Genomic DNA, 19,711 nt, shown 5'->3' on the forward strand with positions numbered 1-19,711 from the left:
ACTTCCCTGAAAATTGTTGTGCATCAGCTGTTGACGTGCGTCTCAGAGCGTTCCTAGTCTCAGTGCATCGATTTACCAGCGCTTCCCAGCCATGGCCGGGTTGCCATCGCTGGATCGATCCACTGCCTCCACCTCAAAAGGGGTGCCCATGGAACTCAAACGACGGTCGCTGCTCGCCGCCATCGGCGCCGGTACCGCTGCGGCCGCACTCTCCGGCTGCGGCACCGGGTCCTCGGCTGCCGGCGGCTCCGCCGACGGTCCCGCCGAGGGCGAGATCACGCTGCTCACCCCGATCTACGAAAAGGCTGACGGCAAGACGCTGTTGGAGAAGAAGATCCTCGGCGGCTTCCGGAAGAAGTATCCGGACGTCAAGGTGAACGTGGACTACACCACGTACGCGCAGCTCAACGAGAAGATCACCACAGGTCTCGCGGGTGGTCTGCTGCCCGACGTACTGATGATCGGGGTCGGCTGGATCCCGCCGTTCGCGGCCAAGAAGGCGATCGCCCCGCTCCCGGAGAGGTTCGCCACCGCGCACGACTACGAGAAGCGGGTCCTGGAGCCGTCTCGCTACGACGGCAAGCTGTACGCGCTGCCGGTGGTCCTCGACACCCGCATCGTCGTCTACCGCAAGGACCACTTCGCCGAGGCGGGGATCAAGAAGACCCCCGCCAACTGGGCCGAGCTGCGGGCCGTGGCGAAGCAGCTGACGCGGGCCGGGCGGATCGGGTTCGACCCGTTCTCGATCGAACTGCGCCAGTGCTGGGAGACCTTCCTCTTCGCCAACGGCGGTCAGCTCTTCAGCGCCGACGGCAAGAAGGTGCTCTTCAACGACAACCGCGGTGTCGAGGCGCTCCAGTTCTTCAAAGACCTGATCGAGGACGGCTCCGCCTCCTACGCGAAGAAGACGGAACTCGGTGCCCCGTCCAACGTCCAGACGGGCAAGGCGTCGATGATGATGACGAGCAGCGCCATGTGGGTGCAGGTCGGCCAGCAGAACCCGGAGCTGCTGAAGGACGACAAGCTCGGCGCCTTCGTCCTGGCCAACCGCCGTCCGGCGATGCTCCAGGGCGGCACGCTGGTCACCCAGTCGGCGAGCTCAAAGCACCCCGCGGCGGCCCGTGCGCTGGTCGAGTACCTCGCGACCCCCGATTCGGTTCTGGGTGCGGCCAAGCAGCGCGGTTCCGTGCCGGGGCTCAAGGACCTCAGCGACACCGGCTACGTGAAGGAGAACAAGTTCGTCGACCTCTCCTTGCGCAGCATGGGCGACGCCTTCTCGGAGGGCGGCACCGCGGCCTGGATGGAGATCCGCGAGAAGATCAAGCCGACGCTGGAGCCCGCGATCGTGGGCAATCAGTCCGCGAAGGATGCCATCGCGGAACTCGGCCGGCTGGCCGAGGCCGCCATCGGCCGGATGTGAGGCGTCACTGTGGCAGCAACATCCGTAGTGAAGGCGCGGCCCGCGCGGCCGCCTTCCCCGACTGAGCCGTACGCGCCCGGTAAACGGCGCACCGGCAGGACCCCGACAGGCCCGGGGCGCCGCAGGCGACGGGCCGGCATGCTGATGGTGGCGCCCGCCCTGCTGCACGCCTCCCTCTGGATCGGGCTGCCGGTCGTGGCCGCGGTGGCGCTGGCCTTCACGAAGTACGACGTGCTGACGGCGCCGCAGTTCGTGGGGCTCGACAACTTCCGGGACATGCTGGACGACGCGGTGTTCCGCAAGTCCATCGTGAACACCGTCATCTACACCTTCTTCACCGTGCCGTTCGGCATGATGCTGGGGCTGCTGGTGGCGCTGGCGCTGCACACGGGCCTGAAGGCGCGGGGCATCTTCCGCACCGCGATCTTCCTGCCCCAGGTCACCGCGACGGTGGCCATCGCCCTGGTCTGGCTGTGGATCTACAACCCGGGCAACGGGCTGTTCAACACCCTGCTGTCGTCTCTCGGCATCCAGGGACCGGCCTGGCTCGCCTCGACCTCATGGGCGATGCCCTCGGTGATCCTGGTCGGCATCTGGCAGGGCATCGGCATGAAGATGCTCATCTACTTGGCCGCCCTGCAGTCCCTGCCGAAGGAACTGTACGAAGCGGCCTCGGTGGACGGCGCCTCGAAGGTGCGGCAGTTCTTCTCGATCACGCTGCCGCTGCTGAAACCGGCGACGTTCTTCGTGCTGATCACCTCGATGATCAACGCGTTCCAGTCGTTCGACCAGATCTACATCCTGACCGACGGCGGACCGGCCAACAGCACCACGATGATGACGTATGAGATCTACAAATCCGCCTTCCGGGAGTTCCGCGTCGGCTACGCCTGCGCCCAGTCCCTGGTGCTGTTCGTCCTGCTGATGGGCTTCACCCTGGTCAACCGGCGGATCATGGGAGGCACCCGTGGCCACAGCTGAGCTGCACAAGCCCGGGGCCGTGCGTCCGCCCCGGCCCGTCGCGAAGGGCAGGCGCCGCTCGACCGGCCGGATCGCGCTCTTCCTGGCGCTCTGCGTCGTCTCGCTGCTGATGGTGGTGCCGTTCGTCTGGATGGTGCTGACCTCGCTCAAGACGCCCGTGGAGATCGCGTCGCAGGACGCCGGACTCCTGCCGGAGCACTGGGAGTTCGGCAACTACGTCGACGCGCTGAAGGCCGCGCCCTTCGCGACGTACGCCCGCAACAGCCTCGTCATCGCGGTCAGTCACACCGCCATCAACGTCCTGGTGGCGTCGATGGCGGGGTACGCACTGGCCCGGATCAGGTTCCGGGGCAGCGAGGTCATCTTCTACCTGTTCATCGCGGCGCTGATGATCCCCACGTACACCAAGGTGCTGCCGGAGTTCCTGATCGTCCGCTTCATGCCGCTGGCCGGCGGGAACGACCTCTTCGGCCAGGGCGGCAGCGGCTGGCTGGACTCCTGGTGGGCGCTCATCGTGCCCGGCGCGGTCACCCCGTTCGCGGTCTTCCTCTTCCGGCAGTTCTACCTGGATCTGCCGGTGGAGCTGGAGGAGGCGGCCCGCCTCGACGGGCTCGGGGAGTTCCGGATCTACTCCAGGATCATGTCTCCGCAGGTCAAGCCGGCGTTCATCACGGTGGCGCTGCTGACCTTCGAATCCTCCTGGAACAACTTCCTCTGGCCACTGCTGGTGACCCATTCGGACAACCTCCGGGTGATCCAGGTCGGGCTCTCCGTCTTCAAGACCGAGAACGGCACCCAGTGGCACTTCCTGATGGCGGGCACCACGCTCGCCACCCTGCCCATGGTCGTCCTCTTCCTCATCGGCCAGCGCTATTTCGTGCAGGGCTTCGCAACCGCCGGTCTCAAGTGACCGGTCCCGGTCGTGAGCGACCGGTTATCGAAAGGTTTACCCCCCATGTCTGCTGATCTCCAAGGTTCCCGCGCGCTGGTGACCGGAGCGGGCCACGGCATCGGCCGTGCCATCGCCGTCGCCCTCGCCGAGGCCGGCGCCGATGTCGCCGTCCACTACCACTCCTCCGCCGAGGAGGCCGCGAAGACGGTCTCCGAGATCGAGGCGCTGGGCCGGCGGGCCAAGGCGTTCCAGGCCGATGTGACGGTGACGGCCGAGGTGGACCGCTTTGTCGAGGAGGCGACCGGATTCCTCGGCGGCCTGGACGTCCTGGTCTGCAACGCGGGCCATCTGATCGGCCGGGAGAAGATCGCCGAGATGTCGGACGACCACTTCGACCAGGTCATCTCGACCAATCTGACCTCGACGTTCCGCACCGTGCGGGCCGCCCTGCCGCATCTGGTCAAGTCGTCGGCCGGGCGCATCATCACCATGTCCTCGCTGGCCGCGCACAACGGCGGCGGCCCCGGCTCGGTCGCCTACGCGGCCGCCAAGGCGGGCATCCGGGGATTCACCAAGGGCCTCGCCAAGGAGCTGGGCGGCACGGGCATCACGGTGAACACCGTGGCCCCCGGTTTCATCAAGGGCACCGCCTTCCACGAGACGTTCACCGCGCCCGAGGCACAGCAGGCGATGGAGGCGGGCATCCCGGTGGGCCGGGCAGGCACCCCGCAGGACGTCGCCTCGGCCGTCGTCCACCTGGCGTCGCCCGCGTCCGGCTTCCTGACCGCCACCACGGTGGACATCGACGGTGGCGTGTGGCCGCGTTGAGGCGGATCGCCCGGGAGCGGGGCGGCTGGTGGCACGCGTACGTGTGCCCGGCGCACGGTGTGGAGCTGGATCACGGCGATGTGCTGGGCGGGGTGTACCCCGAGGGCGGAGCGCGGTGTGCGTACGGCTGCCGGGTGGACAACGAGGCGGTGCGCGGCGCCTGGCTGGTGCTGTCGCACCAGGCGTGGGCGCGGCATCTGCGGGTGCTCGCCCATCGCGGCGAGCGCGCGGAGGCAGTGGCGCGGCTCGTCGAGTACGCGGGTCTGTACGAGGAACTCGCCACCGCGCAGCACGGCGAGGCGCAGGGCTGGATGCTGCGCGGCCGGCTCTTCCACCAGGCGCTGACCGACGCGATCTGGGCGGTGAACATCGGCCACGCCGTGATCACGCTCGCCGAGCAGGGCACGGATGATCTGGCCGGCGTACTGCCGCTCCTCGACGCGCTGGAGCGGGCGGCTCAGGACGCCCGGGACGTGCTGGCCGGGAAGGGACAGCTCGCCTCGAACTACACCGCGTGGCTCAATGCCGCGGGGGTGGCCGCCGGCCGCGCCGCCGCCGCGGCGCGCGGCCGGGAGTGGGACGGCGGCAAGGAGTGGCTGGAGGGCGAGCACGGTCTGTACGCGCATCTGCGGGTCGCGGTCGCCGAGGACGGCTGGGAGTGGGAGGGCAGCACCTACTACCACGGGTTCGTGCTGCGGGCGGCGCTGCTGGCGCTGCGGGGCACCGATCCGGCGGCCGTTCCGGCCGATGTGGTGGGTGTGCTGGCCGGGATGACGGATGTGCTGGCGACGATCGCGACGCCGGGCGGCATTCTGCCCGCACTGCACGACGGCCCGTATCTGCGCGGTCCGCTGGCTCTGGAGTGGCTCGAACTGGTGTCACTGGCAGAGCAGTTGGTGCCGTCCGCCGCGCTGGAAGCGGTGGCCGGACGGGCCCGTGCGGAGCTCGGTGACGCGGACGACGGCCTCGACCGGGAGCTGGGCGGCTGGTTCGCCGGCCCGGCGCTGCCGGCCCGCCCCGAGTCCGGTGCGCTGACCGTGTTCGGAGCCGCGGGCTACGCGGTGCTGCGTGTCGCGGGCATCCACGCGGTGCTGGACTTCGGTCCGCACGGCGGCTCGCACGGCCATCGTGACAAGTTGTCCCTTTATCTCTACGGCGACACCACCCCGTGGCAGCCCGATCCGGGACAGGTTCCCTACGCGCACGCCGAGTTCCGTGATCTGTACGCGTCGACCGAGGCGCATCCGGCGTTCCGGGTGGACGGCGCCGAGCAGGCCGAGTGCACGGGAACGCTGCTGGGCTCGGACGACCGCTCGGTGACCGCCGAGGTGACCACCGCGTACGAGGGCGTGCGCGCGGTCCGGCGGATCGTCGCGGGCGAAGGCTTCCTGGTGGACCTGCTGAGCGTGACCGCCGGCACGGACCGGCGCATCACCTCGCAGCTGCGGCCGGGTACCGCGCTGGACGTCCAGGTCCAGGCCACCGGTCCGGTGCGCACCACCTGGTACGGCGACCAGACCCTGCACGGCTGGCACACGCACCGCGCCGGGGTCCCGGTGCGCCCGGTGAGCACTCCGGGTCCCGGCCCCGCCGACGATCCCCAGCGGGTGCGGACCCGGGTCGACTTCACCGCCGTCACCGACCGGGTCGTCTTCGCCTCGGTGTACCAGGCCGGCTCGGCCGGGCCCGCCGTCACGGACGTGCGGCTGGAGGACGACGCGCTGACGGTCCGGCTGGCCGACGGCAGCACCGCACGGTTCCGATCGGAGGACTGACCCTTGTTGCTCTCGGCGACCCCGCCGCCCGGACCGCGCCCCGCGCAGGAGGTGCGGCTGTACGAGGAGGCCACCCGTCACCGCGGGCTGACCCCGCCCCGTACGCACCCCCTGGCCAGCATCACCTGGCTGGGGCCCGCGGCCTCCAACCCGGCGCTGGCCTACCGGGTCGGCGGCGATCCGGCCCATCTGGCGGAGAGCCGGCGCTGGATCGAGGCCGCGGTGCGGCTGCCCCACTGGGGCAAGGCCCACATGCCGGACCACGACCTGGACGCCGGCTGGCTGCTGCACCATCTGGCCCTGGCCCACAAGTGGATCGGCGACGACCTGCCGGACGGGGTACGGGCGCTGCTGCGGTACAAGCTGCTGCTCCAGGGGCGGCGGATGTACGAGTTCGCGGTGGCGAGCGAGGGCCGTTGGTGGTCCTCGTCGTACTGGCAGAACCACAACTGGATCTGCTACGCGGGCCTGGCGACGGCCGGGTACGTGCTGGGCAAGGAGGAGTGGACCGAGCGCGCCAAGGGCAACCTCGGGACCGTCCTCGACCTGATGCCGGAGGACGGCTCGCACGCGGAGGGCGTCGTGTACTGGCGCTACGGCGTGCCCTTCCTCGCCGTCCACCTGGACCTCCTCCAGGAGGCGGAGGGCATCGACTGGTGGGACCGGGGCGGATTCATGTCCCAGACGTTCCGCTACCGGCTGCACCAGACGGCGCCCGGTTTCGCGTTCAACGTCGACCACGGCGACTGCCACGACCGGCGCAGCGGCCACAGCGCGGGTCTGTACTACCGCCTCGGCGCGCAGTACGGCATCCCGGAGGCCCAGTGGTTGGGTGATCTGGCATCGGGCGAGCTGCTGTGGAAGGAGGCGGCCGAGAGCGGGGTGCGGCCGGGAATCCTGCCGGAGGCCTACCTCGAGTACCTCTGGTACGACCCGTCGGTACCCGCGGCCCGGCCCACCGAGACCCGGGCGTTCTTCCCGGACCTCGGGCTGCTGGCCGCGCGTACCGGATGGGACGACGACGCCACCCTGGTCTCGTTCAAGGCCAGCCCCGGCGGTGGCCACCGGGCCTGGAAGACGGCCGCGAAGCACCGGGCCGAACAGGGCTGGGAGACCCTCAACCAGGGCCACCACCACCCCGATTCTGGCTCCTTCGTGCTGGTCTCGCAGGGTGCGTTCCTCGCGGTGGACGAGGGCTACAGCAACCGCAAGCGCGCCGCCCATCACAATCTGCTGCTGGTGGACGGGCAGGGGTACGCGGACGAGGGCCGGTACCACGTGTACCGGGACATCCCGTTCGAGCGGCAGGCCCGCCAGCGCGATGTGCTGGTCTCCCCCGACTGCGGGTGGGCGCACGCCACGGCGGAGATCGCCGCGATGTACGACCCCGCGCTCGGGGTGCGGCGGCTGGACCGGACGCTGGTGTTCACCCCGTCGGGGCGGCTGGTGCTGCTGGACCTCGCCGAGGCGGAAGCGGCACGTGAGTGGACGTTCCTGCTCCAGACCGACCGGCCGACCGAGGCCCTGTCCGACGGCAGCCGGCTGATCCGGTCCGGGGCGGCCACGGCCCGGGTGCGGCAGTTCGCGCCCACCGACGGCCGTTTCGTCTGCGAGGTCACCGAGGTGGTGGCCAACCCGACGTCCAGCACGCCGGAGCTGAGCCTCACCCGCACCCTGCACACGCTGCGTTCGACGACCGCGCGCTCCACGGAGGGGCTGTTCCTCACGGCGATCGGTCCGGGCACGGAGGCGGACGCCGTGCGGGTCCCGTGCGCGCAGGGGCAGGGGGTGAGCTTCGGTACGGAGACCGTGCTGCTCTCCCCCGTCGCCCGCCGGATCCGTACCGAAGGCATCAGCGCGGACGCCGCGGCCGTACTGCTCACCTCGGACGGCGACCCGTACGTGGTGGCGGCGACCCGGCTCGAACGGGACGGCACGGTGCTCCTCGACGTGCCGGAACCGTACACAGGAAAGGTCGGCTGACCATGCGGGCAACCCTCTCGTGGCCGACGCTGCTGCGGCGGCTGGAGTTCGTGGCCTACCCGGCAGCCGCCGGGGCCGCGTTCGTCGTGCTGTCGCTGGGTGTGGTGACCTGGCTGCCCGCGCTCGCCGCGATGGCGCACGGGCTCCAGCGGTGGCGGGCCGAGGGCGACAGCGGTTGCTTCGCCAACACCTTCGCGTCCTTCCCCCGGTACTGGCGCTCCCTGTGGCGGCACGCACTCGCCTCCACGGCGGCCGCGGCCGTCCTGACCGCCAACATCGTCTATCTGCTCGGCCGTTCCGAGCCGTGGGCGTTCGTGCTGCTCGCCGCCCAGGCGGGCATCGCGGCCGCCCTGGTCATCCACCATGTGGCGCTCGCGGCCGAGGCCGGACGGGCGCCCGGCGGCACCGTCCGGAGCTGGACCCGCGGCGCGCTGGCGCTCGGCTTCGGCTCGGCCGCCCGGGGCACCGCCCTGCTCGGCGCGGTGGTCTCCGCCGTACTGCTCTCTCTCGTCGTACCGCTGGGGCCACTGCTTCTCGGCCCCAGCGTTCCCGTACTGCTCGCTCTGTCCTTCGCTGATCCCAGGAGGCACACCCCATGAGCCACGCACTGCGCACCACCCTCGTCGCCGCGCTCGCCGTCGGCGCCCCGCTCGTCTTCCCCCCGCCTTCGGTGGCCGCCGCCACCGCCACCGCGTACTACGTGTCGCCTTCCGGCAGCGACACGAACTCCGGTACGTCGGCGGGGGCCCCGTTCGCCACGATCCAGAAGGCGGTCGATCTGGCGCCGACGGGCGCGGTGGTGAACCTCGCCGCCGGTACGTACAAGCAGGATGTGGTGACCAAGCGCGCCGGAGTCACCGTCACGGGCCCGTCGAACGCAGTGGTGAAGGGCGCCGGTGACACCCGGATCATTCAGGTGCGGCACGACTCGACCACGCTGAGCGGCTTCACGGTGGACGGGCTGCACGGGTCGTCCACCGAGGTGTCCGGGTACCGCCTCAAGCTCATATATGTCATGAGCACGACTCCCGGCAACGGGGTGGGCGATCTGCACATCACCGATATGACCCTCAAGAACGCCGCGGACGAGTGTCTGCGGGTGCGCTGCCTGGTGACGGGCGCCGACATCTCCGGCAACACCATCACCAACTGCGGCGTCGCGGACTTCAAGTTCGGCGGCGGCGGCAAGAACGGCGAGGGCATCTACCTCGGCACGGCCCCTGAGCAGCAGGGCGCGAACGGCGCTCCGGACGCGGTCCCCGACATCAGCCGGAACAACCGCATCCACCACAACACGATCGCCACCCAGGGCAACGAGTGCGTCGACGTGAAGGAGAACTCGACCAACAACTACGTCGAGTACAACGACTGCAGCGGCCAGCGGGACGCGAGCTCGGGCGGGCTCGACGCCCGGGGCAGCGGCAACATCTTCCGCTACAACACCATTCACGACAACGTCGGCTCGGGCATCCGGCTCGGCGGTGACACCGCCACCGACGGCACCGCCACCAGCGTCTACGGCAACACCATCACGGGCAACGCGGGCGGCGGCATCAAGTTCATGCGCACCCCGCAGGGCCCCGTCTGCACCAACACGATGAGCGGGAACACCGGCGGCGACGCGGTGGGCACCTACGGCAGCGAGTACGCCCCGACCGGCGCGTGCCCGCAGTGAGCGGGCGGGGGCCCGCGAGACGCGGGGTACTGACGGCGGCGGCCGGTCTGGCAGCCGTCGCGGTGGTGGCGCCCGGCGCCCAGGCCGCCGACGGACCGGCCGGCGATGCGCGCCGCTCGCGCTGGACGACCTCCTGGGCGACCGCGCAGACCGCGCCGACCGACACCGACCCGGTGGCGAGCGCCGGACTGACCGACGCGACGTTCACGGCGAACGTACGGCTGTCGGCCGGCGGGCAGCTCCGGCTGCGCTACGGGCACGCCTTCGGTACGGCGCCCGTGCTGATCGGCCCGGTGACCGCGGGCGGCAGGCCCGTGACGTTCGGCGGGCAGCGGCAGGCATGGCTCGCCGCCGGCGCCTCGCTGACCAGTGACGCGGTCGCCGGCCTGCGGGCCGCAGAGGCGTCCCTGCTGACCGTGCGGACCGAACTGCCCGGCCCCACCGGGCCGCTGTCCTTCCACCGCAACACCCATGCCTCGCACGACGTCGACGGGGAGCGCACCACCTCGGTGTACCTGCTGACGGGCGTCGAGGTGACGGGCGCGCACGGACCGGTGGTCGCGGTGCTCGGCGACTCCATCGCGGAGGGCGTCGGCACGCCCGACGACTCCGGTCTGCGCTGGCCCGACCAGCTGGCCAAGCGGCTGCCCGGTTCGGCGGTCGCCGATCTCGGGATCAGCGGCAACCGGGTACTGCTGGACGACGCCCGGTTCGGCCCCGGCGGACAGGCCCGCTTCGACCGCGACGTGCTGTCGCTCCCCGGGCTGCGGACCGTCCTGGTCCACCTCGGCGTCAACGACCTCCAGCAGCCGCCGAGCCAGACCGACCCCGCACTCGTCCTCGCCGGCTACCGGCAGCTGGTGCTGCGCGCCCGTGACGCCGGACTGCGGGCGGTCGGCGCGACCATCGCCCCGTTCGGGGGGTGGACCCGCTGGACGCCCGAGCTGGAGAAGGCGCGGCTGCGGATCAACGCGGCGGTGCGGACCGGCCGGGTCTTCGACGCCGTGGCCGACTTCGACGCGGCCCTGCGCGACCCGGACCACCCGGAGCGGCTGCGGCCCGCGTACGACAGCGGCGACGGGCTCCACCCCAACCCTTCCGGCCATGCGGCGCTCGCCGCGGCCGTCGACCGCCGACACCTCCTGTGAGGGCAGCGCCATGAACCCAGGCACCACCCGGAGCACCAACGGCACCACCCGCCGCACCGTCCTCGCCGGTGCGGCGGCGCTCGGCGCGGCCGCCGCCCTGCCGCTCGTCCTCCCGGCCGGCACCGCGCAGGCCGCCGCCGGGGACACCGCCGTCGACGACGCCGCGTCCCTGCGCACCCGGTGGCACACCCTGCTCACCGGCGGCCCCGGTCTCGACCTCACGGACCCGCAGATCGCCTCGGCCGTGGCCAGGGCCGGCAAGGCCGCGACGACCTCCGTCAAGGGCATGGACCCGTCACGTACCGACGGACTGTTCCCGGACCTGACCAGCACCACGCTCTCCAACCACGTCACGACGTCGTTCAAGCGGCTCGCCACGGTCGCCACCGCGTGGGCCGTACCCGGCACCCCGCAGTACGGCGACACCGCGCTGCGCGATCTGCTGCTGGCCGGCGTCGACTGGATGCTGGCCAACCGCTACGGCCCCGGCCACACCCGGTTCGACAACGACTGGGACTGGGAGATCGGCTCCGCGCTCGCGCTCAACGACGCGACGGTGCTGCTCCACGACGCGCTCGGCGACGAGCGGCTCGCCCGGATCACCGCGGCCGTCCGGCACTACACGCCCGACCCGAACCTGTGGCGGGCCGACCGGCAGATCGCGACCGGCGCCAACCGGGTGTGGATCTCCACCGTCGTCGCCGTGAACGCCGTGCTCCGCGGCAACGGGGACGATCTGGCCCGCGTCCGTGACGCTCTTTCGGACGTCGAGGGTTCGGGCGCCAACAGCGTCCTCGCCCACAACGACGCGAGCGCGGCGGCCGAAGGGACCGGCGAGGGCTTCTACTCCGACGGCTCGTTCCTCCAGCACTACAAGCACCCGTACAACGGCGGCTACGGCAAGGAACTGCTCAACAACCTCTCGCGGCTGCTCAACCTCCTCGCCGGTACGACGTGGACGGTCACCGATCCGGACCTGGACAACGTGCGCGGCTGGGTCGACGAGGGCTTCGACCCGCTGCTGGCACGCGGCGACGTGATGGCGTCGGTGTGCGGGCGCGAGATCGCCCGCCCGAGCAAGCAGGGACACGTCTCGGCGCAGACGGTCATCGAGGCGGTGGTCCGGCTGATCCCGGGCTTCCCCGGCGAGACCGCCGACCGGTTCACCGCCCTGGTCAAGCAGTGGATCGCCGAGGACACCTACCGGGACTTCCTCGCCGTCACCGACCTCGCCTCGCTCGTCGCCGCCCGGCAGGTCATCGCCTCGCCGGTGCCCGCGCGCGGTCCGCTGGTCGCCCACAAGCAGCACCCCAGGATGGACAAGGCGGCCCACCACCGGCCCTCGTTCGCCCTCGGCATCTCCGCGTACTCGTCCCGGATCTACAACTACGAGTCGATACAGAACGAGAACCTGCACGCCTGGCACCTCTCAGACGGCATGGTCCTCCTCTACACCGACGACCTCGGCCACTACAGCGAGGACTACTGGCCGACCGTCGACCCGGCACGGCTGCCCGGCACCACGGTCATCGCCGGCCAGCCCGACGACGCCGCGGGGCAGCGCACCACCAGCACCGCCGACTGGGCGGGCGGCGCCGCGCTGCCGGGGACGACACTCGGCGCGTACGGCATGGAGCTCCGGGCGTTCGGCAGTTCGCTGCACGGCCTGAAGAGCTGGTTCTGCCTGGACGACGTCATCGCCTGCGTCGGCTCGGGCATCACCGCCGACGCCGGTACGGCCGAGACGGTCGTGGAGAACCGGAAGCTGCGGGACCCGCGGGCGGCACTGCTCGTCAACGGCGAGGCCGCCCCGGCGGACACCGGCTGGTCGGCGCGGCTGGACGCGGTGCGGTGGCTGCATGTCGCCGGAACCGGCGGCTACGTCTTCCCGGAGCCCGTCACGCTGAACGGCCTGCGCGAGGACCGGACCGCGACCTGGCGGGAGATCAACCTCAAGTACGGCACGGACACCTCCGTCACCCGCCCCTATCTGACGCTGTGGCAGGACCACGGGACCGCGCCGAGCGGGGCGGGCTACTTCTGGCTGCAGGCCCCGGCGGCATCCGCCGAGCGCACGAAGCAGTGGTCGTCCGCACCCCCGGTGAAACTGGTCGCCGGCTCCACCGCCGTGCACGCGGTACGCCGCTGCGCGGACGGCCTGCTCGCCGCGAACTTCTGGACCGCGGGAACCGCGCAGGAGCTCACCGCGGACGGCCCGGCCTCGGTCCTGGTGAGGCCCGACGGAAAGACGGTGACCGTGTCGCTGTCGGACCCGACGCAGCTGCGGTTCTCCGTCGTCCTGGACCTGGCGCTGCGGGGGCTGACCGTCGTCTCCGCCGACCCGGGTGTGAGCGCCGCGCCGGCCGGCAGCGGCATCCGGATCACCGCCGACACCGCCGGACGCCACGGCGCAACCCTCAACCTCACCCTGAAGAGGAGCTAGACCCTTGCTGTTCGACATGCCACTGGACCGGCTGCGCGACTACCGGCCGGAGCCGGAGGAGCCGGCCGACTTCGACGCCTTCTGGGAGAAGACCCTCACCGAGACGTCCCTCCACGGCCTGGACGCCGAGTTCGTCCCGTACGACGCCGGGTTCGCCACCGTCGACGTCTTCGACGTGACGTTCCGCGGCTGGGGCGGACAGCCGGTGAAGGCGTGGCTGATGCTGCCCCGGGTCCGCTCGGGTCCGCTGCCCGCCGTCGTGCAGTACATCGGGTACAACGGCGGCCGGGGCATCCCGTACTCCTGGCTCACCTGGAGCGCCCTGGGCTACGCGCACCTCATCATGGACAACCGCGGTCAGGGCGGCGGCGGCAAGAACACAGCCGACACGGTGGACATCGGCCCCGACGGAAACGGCTCCTCCTCCCCCGGCTTCCTGACCCGGGGCATCGAGGACCCCTACCGGCACTACTACCGCCGGCTGATCACGGACGCGGTGCGGGCCGTCGACGCCGTGAAGGCGCACGACGCGGTGGACGCCTCACGGGTGGCGGTGCTCGGCGGCAGCCAGGGCGGCGGGCTCGCGCTCGCCGTGGCGGGGCTGCGCGACGACGTCGTGGCGACCGTCGCCGATGTGCCGTTCCTCTGCCACTACCGGCGTGCCTCGCAGATCACGGACGCGGGGCCGTACGCGGAGATCGCCCGCTGGCTGTCGGGGCACCGGTTCCGGATCGACGAGGCGATGGAGACCCTGTCCTACTTCGACGGGGTGAACTTCGCGGCACGGGCCACCGCTCCGGCCTGGTTCTCGGTGGGGCTGATGGACAGGATCTGCCCCTCGTCCACGGTGTTCGCCGCCTACCACCGCTACGCGGGACCGGCGCGGATCGAGGTGTTCACGTACAACGGCCACGAGGGCGGCGCGGAGTACGACCTGCCGCGCAAGATCGGAGCCCTGCGCGGCGCGTTCGGGCAGTAGCGCCACCGGTCACCGGCCCAGCGCCGCCATCGCGGCGTTGTGGCCGGGGACCCCGCTGACACCACCGCCGCGCACCGCGCCGGCCCCGCACAGCAGGATGTTGGGGTGCGCGGTCTCCACACCCCAGCGGCCTGTCGTCCCGGTGGCGTACGGGAAGGCGAGGTCACGGTGGAAGATGTGGCCGCCGGGCAGCCGCAGGTCGTGCTCCAGGTCGAGCGGTGTCTTCGCCTCGATGCAGGGCTCGCCGTTCCCGTCGAGGGCCAGGCAGTCCGCGATCGGTTCCTCCAGATGGGTGTCGAGCTCGGCGAGCGTGGCCTCGAGCAGGGCCGTGCGCGTCGCCGCGTTGTCCGCGGCGAAGAGCCGGGCCGGGGTATGCAGGCCGAACAGCGTCAGGGTCTGGTAGCCGCGGGCGGCGAGATCCGGGCCGAGGATCGAGGGGTCCGTCAGCGAGTGGCAGTAGATCTCGGACGGCGGGGCGGCCGGCAGCCGGCCCGCCGCCGCGTCCCGGTAGGCGTCGGCCAATTGCCCGTAGCCCTCGGCGATGTGGAAGGTACCGGCGAACGCCTCGCGCGGGTCCACGGAGCGGTCGCGCAGCCGGGGCAGCCGGGTGAGCAGCATGTTCACCTTCAGCTGCGCCCCCTCTGCGGGTGCCGGCGGTTCGTCCCCGAGGAGCGCGGCGAGTGCCTGGGGCGAGGCGTTGACCAGGACGCGGCGCGCACCGATGGTCCGCTCGGCGCCGTCCGCCCGTACCGTCACCTCGGCCTGTGTCCCGTCGGTGTCGACGCGGATCGCCTCGTGCCCGGTGCGGATGTGCGCACCGGCCGCACGCGCGGCCCCGGCGAGGGCGTCGGTGAGCGCGCCCATCCCGCCGACCGGCACGTCCCAGTCGCCGGTGCCGCCGCCGATGACGTGGTAGAGGAAACAGCGGTTCTGGAGCAGCGAGGGATCGTGCGCGTCGGCGAAGGTGCCGATCAGCGCGTCGGTGAGCACGACGCCGCGTACGAGGTCGTCGTCGAAGTTCTCCTCGACGGCGACGCCGATGGGCTCCTCGAAGAGCATCCGCCAGGCGTCCGTGTCACCGATCCGCTCGCGCAGCGCCTCGCGCGTGGGCAGGGGCTCTGTGAGGGTGGGGAAGACCCGCTCGGCGACCTTCCCGGTACGGCGGTAGAAGCGCTGCCAGGCCTCGTACTCCCGGTCCGAGCCGGTGAGCGCGGCGAAGGAGGCGCGGGTGCCGTCGCCGCCGACGAGCAGCCCGGTGGCGCGCCCGTCGCGCACCGCCGGGGTGTACGAGGAGACGGTCCGCTTGCGTACGGCGAAGTCGAGGCCGAGTTCCCGGACGATCTTGTGCGGCAGCAGGGACACCAGGTACGAGTAGCGCGAGAGCCGGGCGTCGACGCCGGCGAAGGGCCGGGTCGAGACGGCCGCTCCCCCGGTGGTGCCCAGGCGTTCCAGGACCAGGACGGACTGCCCGGCTCGGGCGAGGTAGGCGGCGGCGACGAGTCCGTTGTGGCCGCCGCCCACGATGACTGCGTCATAGCTGTCGGGTACGGGCATGGCTCTTGGTAACACGGACGGCGGCCCCTGGCCAGAGCCGGTGCCGGGGTGCGCCGGTCAGGACGACGGGATGCCCCGTTGCTGTCGCAGCGCCGCGACCTGCCGGTACAGCTCGACCGCTTCCGTCCCCCGGCCGAGCTGTTCGAGGCAGTGCGCCTCGTCGTTGCGGCTGGCGAGTGCGTCGGGGTGATCGGCGCCGAGCAGCCTGGTCCGTACCTCGGCGACCTTGCGGTAGACGGTGAGCGCCTCGGCCCAGCGGCCGAGCCAGCCGAGGCCGACGGCGACCTCGCGGCGGCTGACGAGGGTGTCGGCGTGGTCGGCGCCCAGGACGCGTTCGCGGGTCGCGCACACCTCGCGCGACTCGGCCAGCGCCTCCTCCCAGCGGGCCAGCCGGCCCAGGTTGACGCCCAGTCCGTGGCGGGCGCGGAGGGTCTCGGGGTCGGCGGGGCCGCTGACCCGGGTCCGGTCGTCGACGAGCAGCCGGTACAGCTCCAGCGCCTCGGTGCTGCGGCCCAGCCGGCCGAGGCTGATGCCGACCTCGTAGCGGGCCGCGAGGGTGTCGGGGTGGTCGGCGCCCAGCACGTGCGACCGGGCCTGGACGATCTCCCGGTAGGTCTGCAGGGCCTCCGTCCACCGGCCGAGCCGGCCGAGGGTGTAGCCGACCTCGTAGCGGGTGACCAGGGTGTCGGGGTGGGCGGCGCCCAGCAGCCGGGCGCGGGCCGACGCCACGTCACTGGCCATGCGGTACGAGTCCTCCAGGCGCCCGAGCCGGCTGAGGTTGAACGCCAGGTTGTGGCGGCAGCGCAGGGTGTCGGGGTGATCGGGGCCCATCGAGCGTTCCCGGGAGGCGAGGACGGCGGCGTAGACCTGGTGGGCCTCGAAGTGGCGGCCGAGCCGGCCCAGTACGTACGCCACTTCCTGGCGGGCCGCGAGGGTCTCCGCGTGGTCGGGGCCCAGGGTCCTCTCGCGGCCCTCCGCGACCCGGCCGAACTCCCGCAGCGCGTCCGCCGCGCGCCCGGTGCGGCTGAGGGTGAACCCGACCTCGTAGCGGCTGGAGAGCGTGTCGGGGTGGTCGGGGCCCAGCGCGTGCTCGCGTTCGGCGGCGACCGCCCGGTGCACCTCGCCCGCCTCGTCCCAGTGGCCGAGGCGGCTCAGGTTGAGGCCGGCGCTGTGGCGGCTGGCGAGTATCGCGAGGAGTTCGGGCGAGGGCGTGGGCCGTCCGGACCCGGCGGGCGGCGCGGATCCGGCCCGCGGGTCGGTGCCGGTGGTCCACTGGCCGGTCAGGCCCGCCGAGTGGTCGGGCGGCGGGAGTCCCGGCGTCGCGGCGCCCGTCGCCTTGATTCCGCTCGTCATCCCGTGGGTCCAGTCGGGCAGCCGCGGTCCGGATCCGGTGTGTCCGCCGGGGCGCTCGACCGGGACGGGGGGCGCGAGCAGTACCCGGCCGGTCGGCTCCAGGTGCGGCTGCGCGCCGGTGCGGCCGACGGCGATGCGGCGGCGCAGGTCACCCGCGTCGGCGGGCCGCTGCTCCGGGGTCTTGGCGAGCAGTTCCAGGACGACGCGGTCGAAGAATCCGGGGAGTTCGGCCCGGTGGGAACGGAGTGGCTCCGGCTGGGTGTCCCGGTGTCCGACGAGGACGCCCCAGGCGTCGTCGAGGTCGAACGGCGGCGCTCCGGTGGCGATCTCGTACAGCACGCAGCCCAGCGAGTAGAGGTCGCTGCGGTGGTCGATCTGGCCGCCGCTGATCTGCTCGGGCGACATGTAGTGGGGGGTGCCCATGGCGATGCCGACACCGGTGAGGCGTGAGGTGACGCTGATGTCGTGGCCGAGCCTGGCGATGCCGAAGTCGCAGATCTTCACCGTCCCGTCGGCCAGCCTCATGATGTTGGCGGGCTTGAGGTCACGGTGGACGATGCCCTGCTGGTGGGTGTACCCGAGCGCGTCGGCGACCTGTTCCGCGATGTCGACGACGTCGTCGACGGGCAGCGGATGCTGCTCGTTGTCCTCCAGGAGCTGGCTGAGATTGCGGCCGTCCAGCAGCTCCATCACCAGGTAGAGCACGCCCTCGTGCTCGCCGAAGTCGTGGACGACGGTGACGCCGCGGTGCTGGAGCGCGGCCGCGACCCGGGCCTCCCGGCGGAAGCGTTCGCGCAGGATGCGGGTGAAGTCCGGGTCGTGCTGGGGACCCATCGGCTTCAGGCACTTGACGGCGACCTGGCGGCCGAGAGATTCATCGCGGGCACGCCACACCTCGCCCATGCCGCCGCGCCCGATCAGATCGAGCAGTCGGTACCGGCTCTGGATCAGCCTGGTTTCCGCCATCCCTGCTGTCGCCCCCGTTATTCCGCCTGCTGTTGCTGCGCCCTCCCCGGCCCTTCCAGTATGGCCGCCTGCCTCTTCAGTTTGTACGGGGTGGGGCGGCTGCCGGGCCCCAGACGCGCCATCGCCTTCAGGATATGACCCGGCGGGAGCTGCCAGCGCAGCCGCGACGGGACAGCCCGCAGGAGGGTTCCGGCGGTGCGCAGCCGGCGGTCGACGGTGGCCGCCGGTGGTGCGGGTCTGCCGTACAGCTCGTGGGCGTACGGGGGCAGCGACTGGTAGGCGAGCGTCGCGACGCGCCGCCACAGCAGGGCGCGGGCAGGCACCAGCAGGGGGTGGACCGGTGGCTTCCGCAGGAAGTCGTCGACGTCCAGCGCATCGTCTGAGGAGGCCAGTTGGGGCCGCACCCGCTCGAAGTAGGCGGCCAGCTGTGCGGTGGTGGCGGGTACGTCGGCCGGGTCGAGGCCGACGAGCCGGGCGCCGCGGCGGTGTTCGTCGATGTACCGGTCGGCCTGCGCGTCGGTGAGGGGGAAGCCGGAGCGCCGTTCGACCTGGAGGTAGGAGTCGGCCTCGGCACAGTGGACCCAGAGCAGCAGCGCGGGGTCGTCGACGCCGTACGTCTCGCCGGTGCGCGGGTCGGTGACCTTGAGGAGCCGGTGGATCCTGCGGACCCGGGCGCCCGCCTTCTCGGCGGCCTCTGTGGTGCCGTAGGTGATGGTTCCGACGAAGCCGGCTGTGCGCATCAGCCGGCCCCAGGCGTCCTTGCGGAAGTCGGAGTTCTGCATGACGCCGCGCACGGCGCGCGGGTGCAGCGCCTGGAGGTACAGGGCGCGCACGCCCGCCACCCACATCATCGGGTCGCCGTGTATCTGCCAGGTGACCGATTCGGGCCCGAAGAGCCCGGGGTCGGCTTCCGTCATCTCGTCCTGCCTCCCGCTCGGCCCTTCGCCCCTCGCCACCAGGTTCTACCGGGCGCCCGCCACCGCTCGGCTCACGGTCCCCGCCAGACGTTGGCGAACGCCGCGTTCTCGATGGACCTCCGCTGGCGTACGGCTTCCAGCTCCATCACCGCGTCGTGGACGATGGCCACGACGGTCGTCACCGCCTCGTCGTCGAAGCCGGGCTCGTCGTCGGGGTATTCGCCGTCGATGCCCACGACGGAGGCGAGGGCGGTCAGGACGGGTTCCTTCCGCTCCCAGCGCTCGGCTGCCCGGCGGCGCGCGGGCGTATCAGCCGGTTCCACGCGCTCGGAGCCGAAGGACAGGCGACCGCCGCGCTTCGGCGTCAGCTCACCGGCCTCCTCCAGGGCGCTCTGGTACGCGGCCGAGAGGTCTCGGCCCCGGCGCCACAGCCAGTCCTCGATCCGCTCGTAGGGCGCCTGTCGAACGAGCGCCGCGGTGGCCGCTCCCATGAGCTGGTCGTCCTGCGCCGGCGGCACACCCGGCACGATGCGGTCGCCGTCCACACCGACCGCCTCCGCCCCGATGAGATCGATCAGCTCGGCTCCCGCGAGCGCGAGCGAGAGGTCCCCCTGTCCCACGGAGTTCTTCGCCCCAGGGTCCGTGGCGATCGTGAACAGGTCCTTCGCCGTGGTCATGAACGGCTCCTCTCGGAGACATGGCCGGTGGTGCGCCCCACCGGGCCGGCCCGCGTCCGGGACCGGCCCGGCAGCGGAGCGGCTGTCACGATCAGTATCGCTCCCGCCCTCGCGATCCGG

15 protein-coding genes are annotated in these 19,711 nt (G+C 71.9%); 11 read left to right on the forward strand and 4 right to left on the reverse strand.

Annotated elements, in window-relative coordinates; translation table 11 throughout:
- Positions 1-148 precede the first annotated feature (148 nt).
- From ACIQM0_RS19945 to ACIQM0_RS19995, 11 genes are all read left to right on the forward strand, one after another.
- Positions 149-1,420: an ABC transporter substrate-binding protein gene (locus tag ACIQM0_RS19945; protein ID WP_401288302.1), complete on the forward strand. Its 1,272-nt coding sequence runs from the start codon at positions 149-151 to the stop codon at positions 1,418-1,420.
- A 138-nt stretch (positions 1,421-1,558) separates the two neighbouring features.
- Positions 1,559-2,401: a carbohydrate ABC transporter permease gene (locus tag ACIQM0_RS19950; protein ID WP_401288305.1), complete on the forward strand. Its 843-nt coding sequence runs from the start codon at positions 1,559-1,561 to the stop codon at positions 2,399-2,401.
- On the forward strand, positions 2,388-3,311 hold the full coding sequence (locus tag ACIQM0_RS19955) for a carbohydrate ABC transporter permease (RefSeq protein WP_401288308.1): 924 nt from the start codon (positions 2,388-2,390) through the stop codon (positions 3,309-3,311). Before ACIQM0_RS19950 ends, ACIQM0_RS19955 begins: the two co-directional genes overlap by 14 nt.
- Before the next feature lie 45 nt (positions 3,312-3,356).
- On the forward strand, positions 3,357-4,121 hold the full coding sequence (locus ACIQM0_RS19960) for an SDR family NAD(P)-dependent oxidoreductase (protein ID WP_401288311.1): 765 nt from the start codon (positions 3,357-3,359) through the stop codon (positions 4,119-4,121).
- On the forward strand, positions 4,109-5,896 hold the full coding sequence (locus tag ACIQM0_RS19965; protein ID WP_401288314.1) for a heparinase II/III family protein: 1,788 nt from the start codon (positions 4,109-4,111) through the stop codon (positions 5,894-5,896). The genes ACIQM0_RS19960 and ACIQM0_RS19965 overlap by 13 nt, the downstream gene beginning before the upstream one ends.
- 3 nt (positions 5,897-5,899) lie before the next feature.
- Positions 5,900-7,879: a hypothetical protein gene (locus ACIQM0_RS19970; RefSeq protein ID WP_401288317.1), complete on the forward strand. Its 1,980-nt coding sequence runs from the start codon at positions 5,900-5,902 to the stop codon at positions 7,877-7,879.
- Between the two features lie 2 nt (positions 7,880-7,881).
- Entirely contained in the window at positions 7,882-8,478 is a 597-nt protein-coding gene (locus ACIQM0_RS19975) for a hypothetical protein (protein ID WP_401288320.1), read from the forward strand.
- Positions 8,475-9,554 carry a DUF1565 domain-containing protein gene (locus ACIQM0_RS19980; RefSeq protein WP_401288323.1) on the forward strand — a complete coding sequence of 360 codons (1,080 nt, stop codon included), beginning with the start codon at positions 8,475-8,477 and terminating at the stop codon, positions 9,552-9,554. The genes ACIQM0_RS19975 and ACIQM0_RS19980 overlap by 4 nt, the downstream gene beginning before the upstream one ends.
- Complete coding sequence (locus tag ACIQM0_RS19985; RefSeq protein ID WP_401288326.1) at positions 9,542-10,702, forward strand: SGNH/GDSL hydrolase family protein; 1,161 nt, start codon at positions 9,542-9,544, stop codon at positions 10,700-10,702. Before ACIQM0_RS19980 ends, ACIQM0_RS19985 begins: the two co-directional genes overlap by 13 nt.
- 10 nt (positions 10,703-10,712) lie before the next feature.
- Positions 10,713-13,145 (forward strand): polysaccharide lyase 8 family protein, encoded by a 2,433-nt coding sequence (locus ACIQM0_RS19990; RefSeq protein WP_401288328.1) that lies wholly within the window; start codon positions 10,713-10,715, stop codon positions 13,143-13,145.
- 4 nt (positions 13,146-13,149) lie between these two features.
- Complete coding sequence (locus tag ACIQM0_RS19995) at positions 13,150-14,124, forward strand: acetylxylan esterase (RefSeq protein ID WP_401288331.1); 975 nt, start codon at positions 13,150-13,152, stop codon at positions 14,122-14,124.
- A 9-nt stretch (positions 14,125-14,133) separates the two neighbouring features.
- Here the strand turns inward: ACIQM0_RS19995 and ACIQM0_RS20000 are convergent, their stop codons facing one another.
- From ACIQM0_RS20000 to ACIQM0_RS20015, 4 genes are all read right to left on the reverse strand, one after another.
- Positions 14,134-15,678, reverse strand: coding sequence for a phytoene desaturase family protein (locus ACIQM0_RS20000; protein WP_401288334.1), 1,545 nt, complete (start codon positions 15,676-15,678; stop codon positions 14,134-14,136).
- 57 nt (positions 15,679-15,735) lie between these two features.
- Positions 15,736-17,997, reverse strand: a complete 2,262-nt coding sequence (locus tag ACIQM0_RS20005; protein ID WP_401288337.1) for a tetratricopeptide repeat protein — start codon at positions 17,995-17,997, stop codon at positions 15,736-15,738.
- 17 nt (positions 17,998-18,014) lie between these two features.
- Entirely contained in the window at positions 18,015-18,914 is a 900-nt protein-coding gene (locus tag ACIQM0_RS20010; protein ID WP_401288340.1) for an oxygenase MpaB family protein, read from the reverse strand.
- Between the two features lie 71 nt (positions 18,915-18,985).
- On the reverse strand, positions 18,986-19,591 hold the full coding sequence (locus ACIQM0_RS20015) for a GPP34 family phosphoprotein (RefSeq protein WP_401288343.1): 606 nt from the start codon (positions 19,589-19,591) through the stop codon (positions 18,986-18,988).
- Positions 19,592-19,711 lie beyond the last annotated feature (120 nt).

This window comes from Streptomyces sp. NPDC091387 (assembly GCF_044756945.1).
GTDB lineage: Bacteria > Actinomycetota > Actinomycetes > Streptomycetales > Streptomycetaceae > Streptomyces.

Coding starts and splice junctions, on each gene's coding strand:
- ACIQM0_RS19945 (WP_401288302.1), top strand. CDS start 149: ATGGAACTCAAACGACGGTCGCTGCTCGCCGCCATCGGCGCCGGTACC.
- ACIQM0_RS19950 (WP_401288305.1), top strand. CDS start 1,559: ATGCTGATGGTGGCGCCCGCCCTGCTGCACGCCTCCCTCTGGATCGGG.
- ACIQM0_RS19960 (WP_401288311.1), top strand. CDS start 3,357: ATGTCTGCTGATCTCCAAGGTTCCCGCGCGCTGGTGACCGGAGCGGGC.
- ACIQM0_RS19975 (WP_401288320.1), top strand. CDS start 7,882: ATGCGGGCAACCCTCTCGTGGCCGACGCTGCTGCGGCGGCTGGAGTTC.
- ACIQM0_RS19980 (WP_401288323.1), top strand. CDS start 8,475: ATGAGCCACGCACTGCGCACCACCCTCGTCGCCGCGCTCGCCGTCGGC.
- ACIQM0_RS19990 (WP_401288328.1), top strand. CDS start 10,713: ATGAACCCAGGCACCACCCGGAGCACCAACGGCACCACCCGCCGCACC.
- ACIQM0_RS20000 (WP_401288334.1), bottom strand. CDS start 15,678: ATGCCCGTACCCGACAGCTATGACGCAGTCATCGTGGGCGGCGGCCAC.
- ACIQM0_RS20005 (WP_401288337.1), bottom strand. CDS start 17,997: ATGGCGGAAACCAGGCTGATCCAGAGCCGGTACCGACTGCTCGATCTG.
- ACIQM0_RS20010 (WP_401288340.1), bottom strand. CDS start 18,914: ATGACGGAAGCCGACCCCGGGCTCTTCGGGCCCGAATCGGTCACCTGG.
- ACIQM0_RS20015 (WP_401288343.1), bottom strand. CDS start 19,591: ATGACCACGGCGAAGGACCTGTTCACGATCGCCACGGACCCTGGGGCG.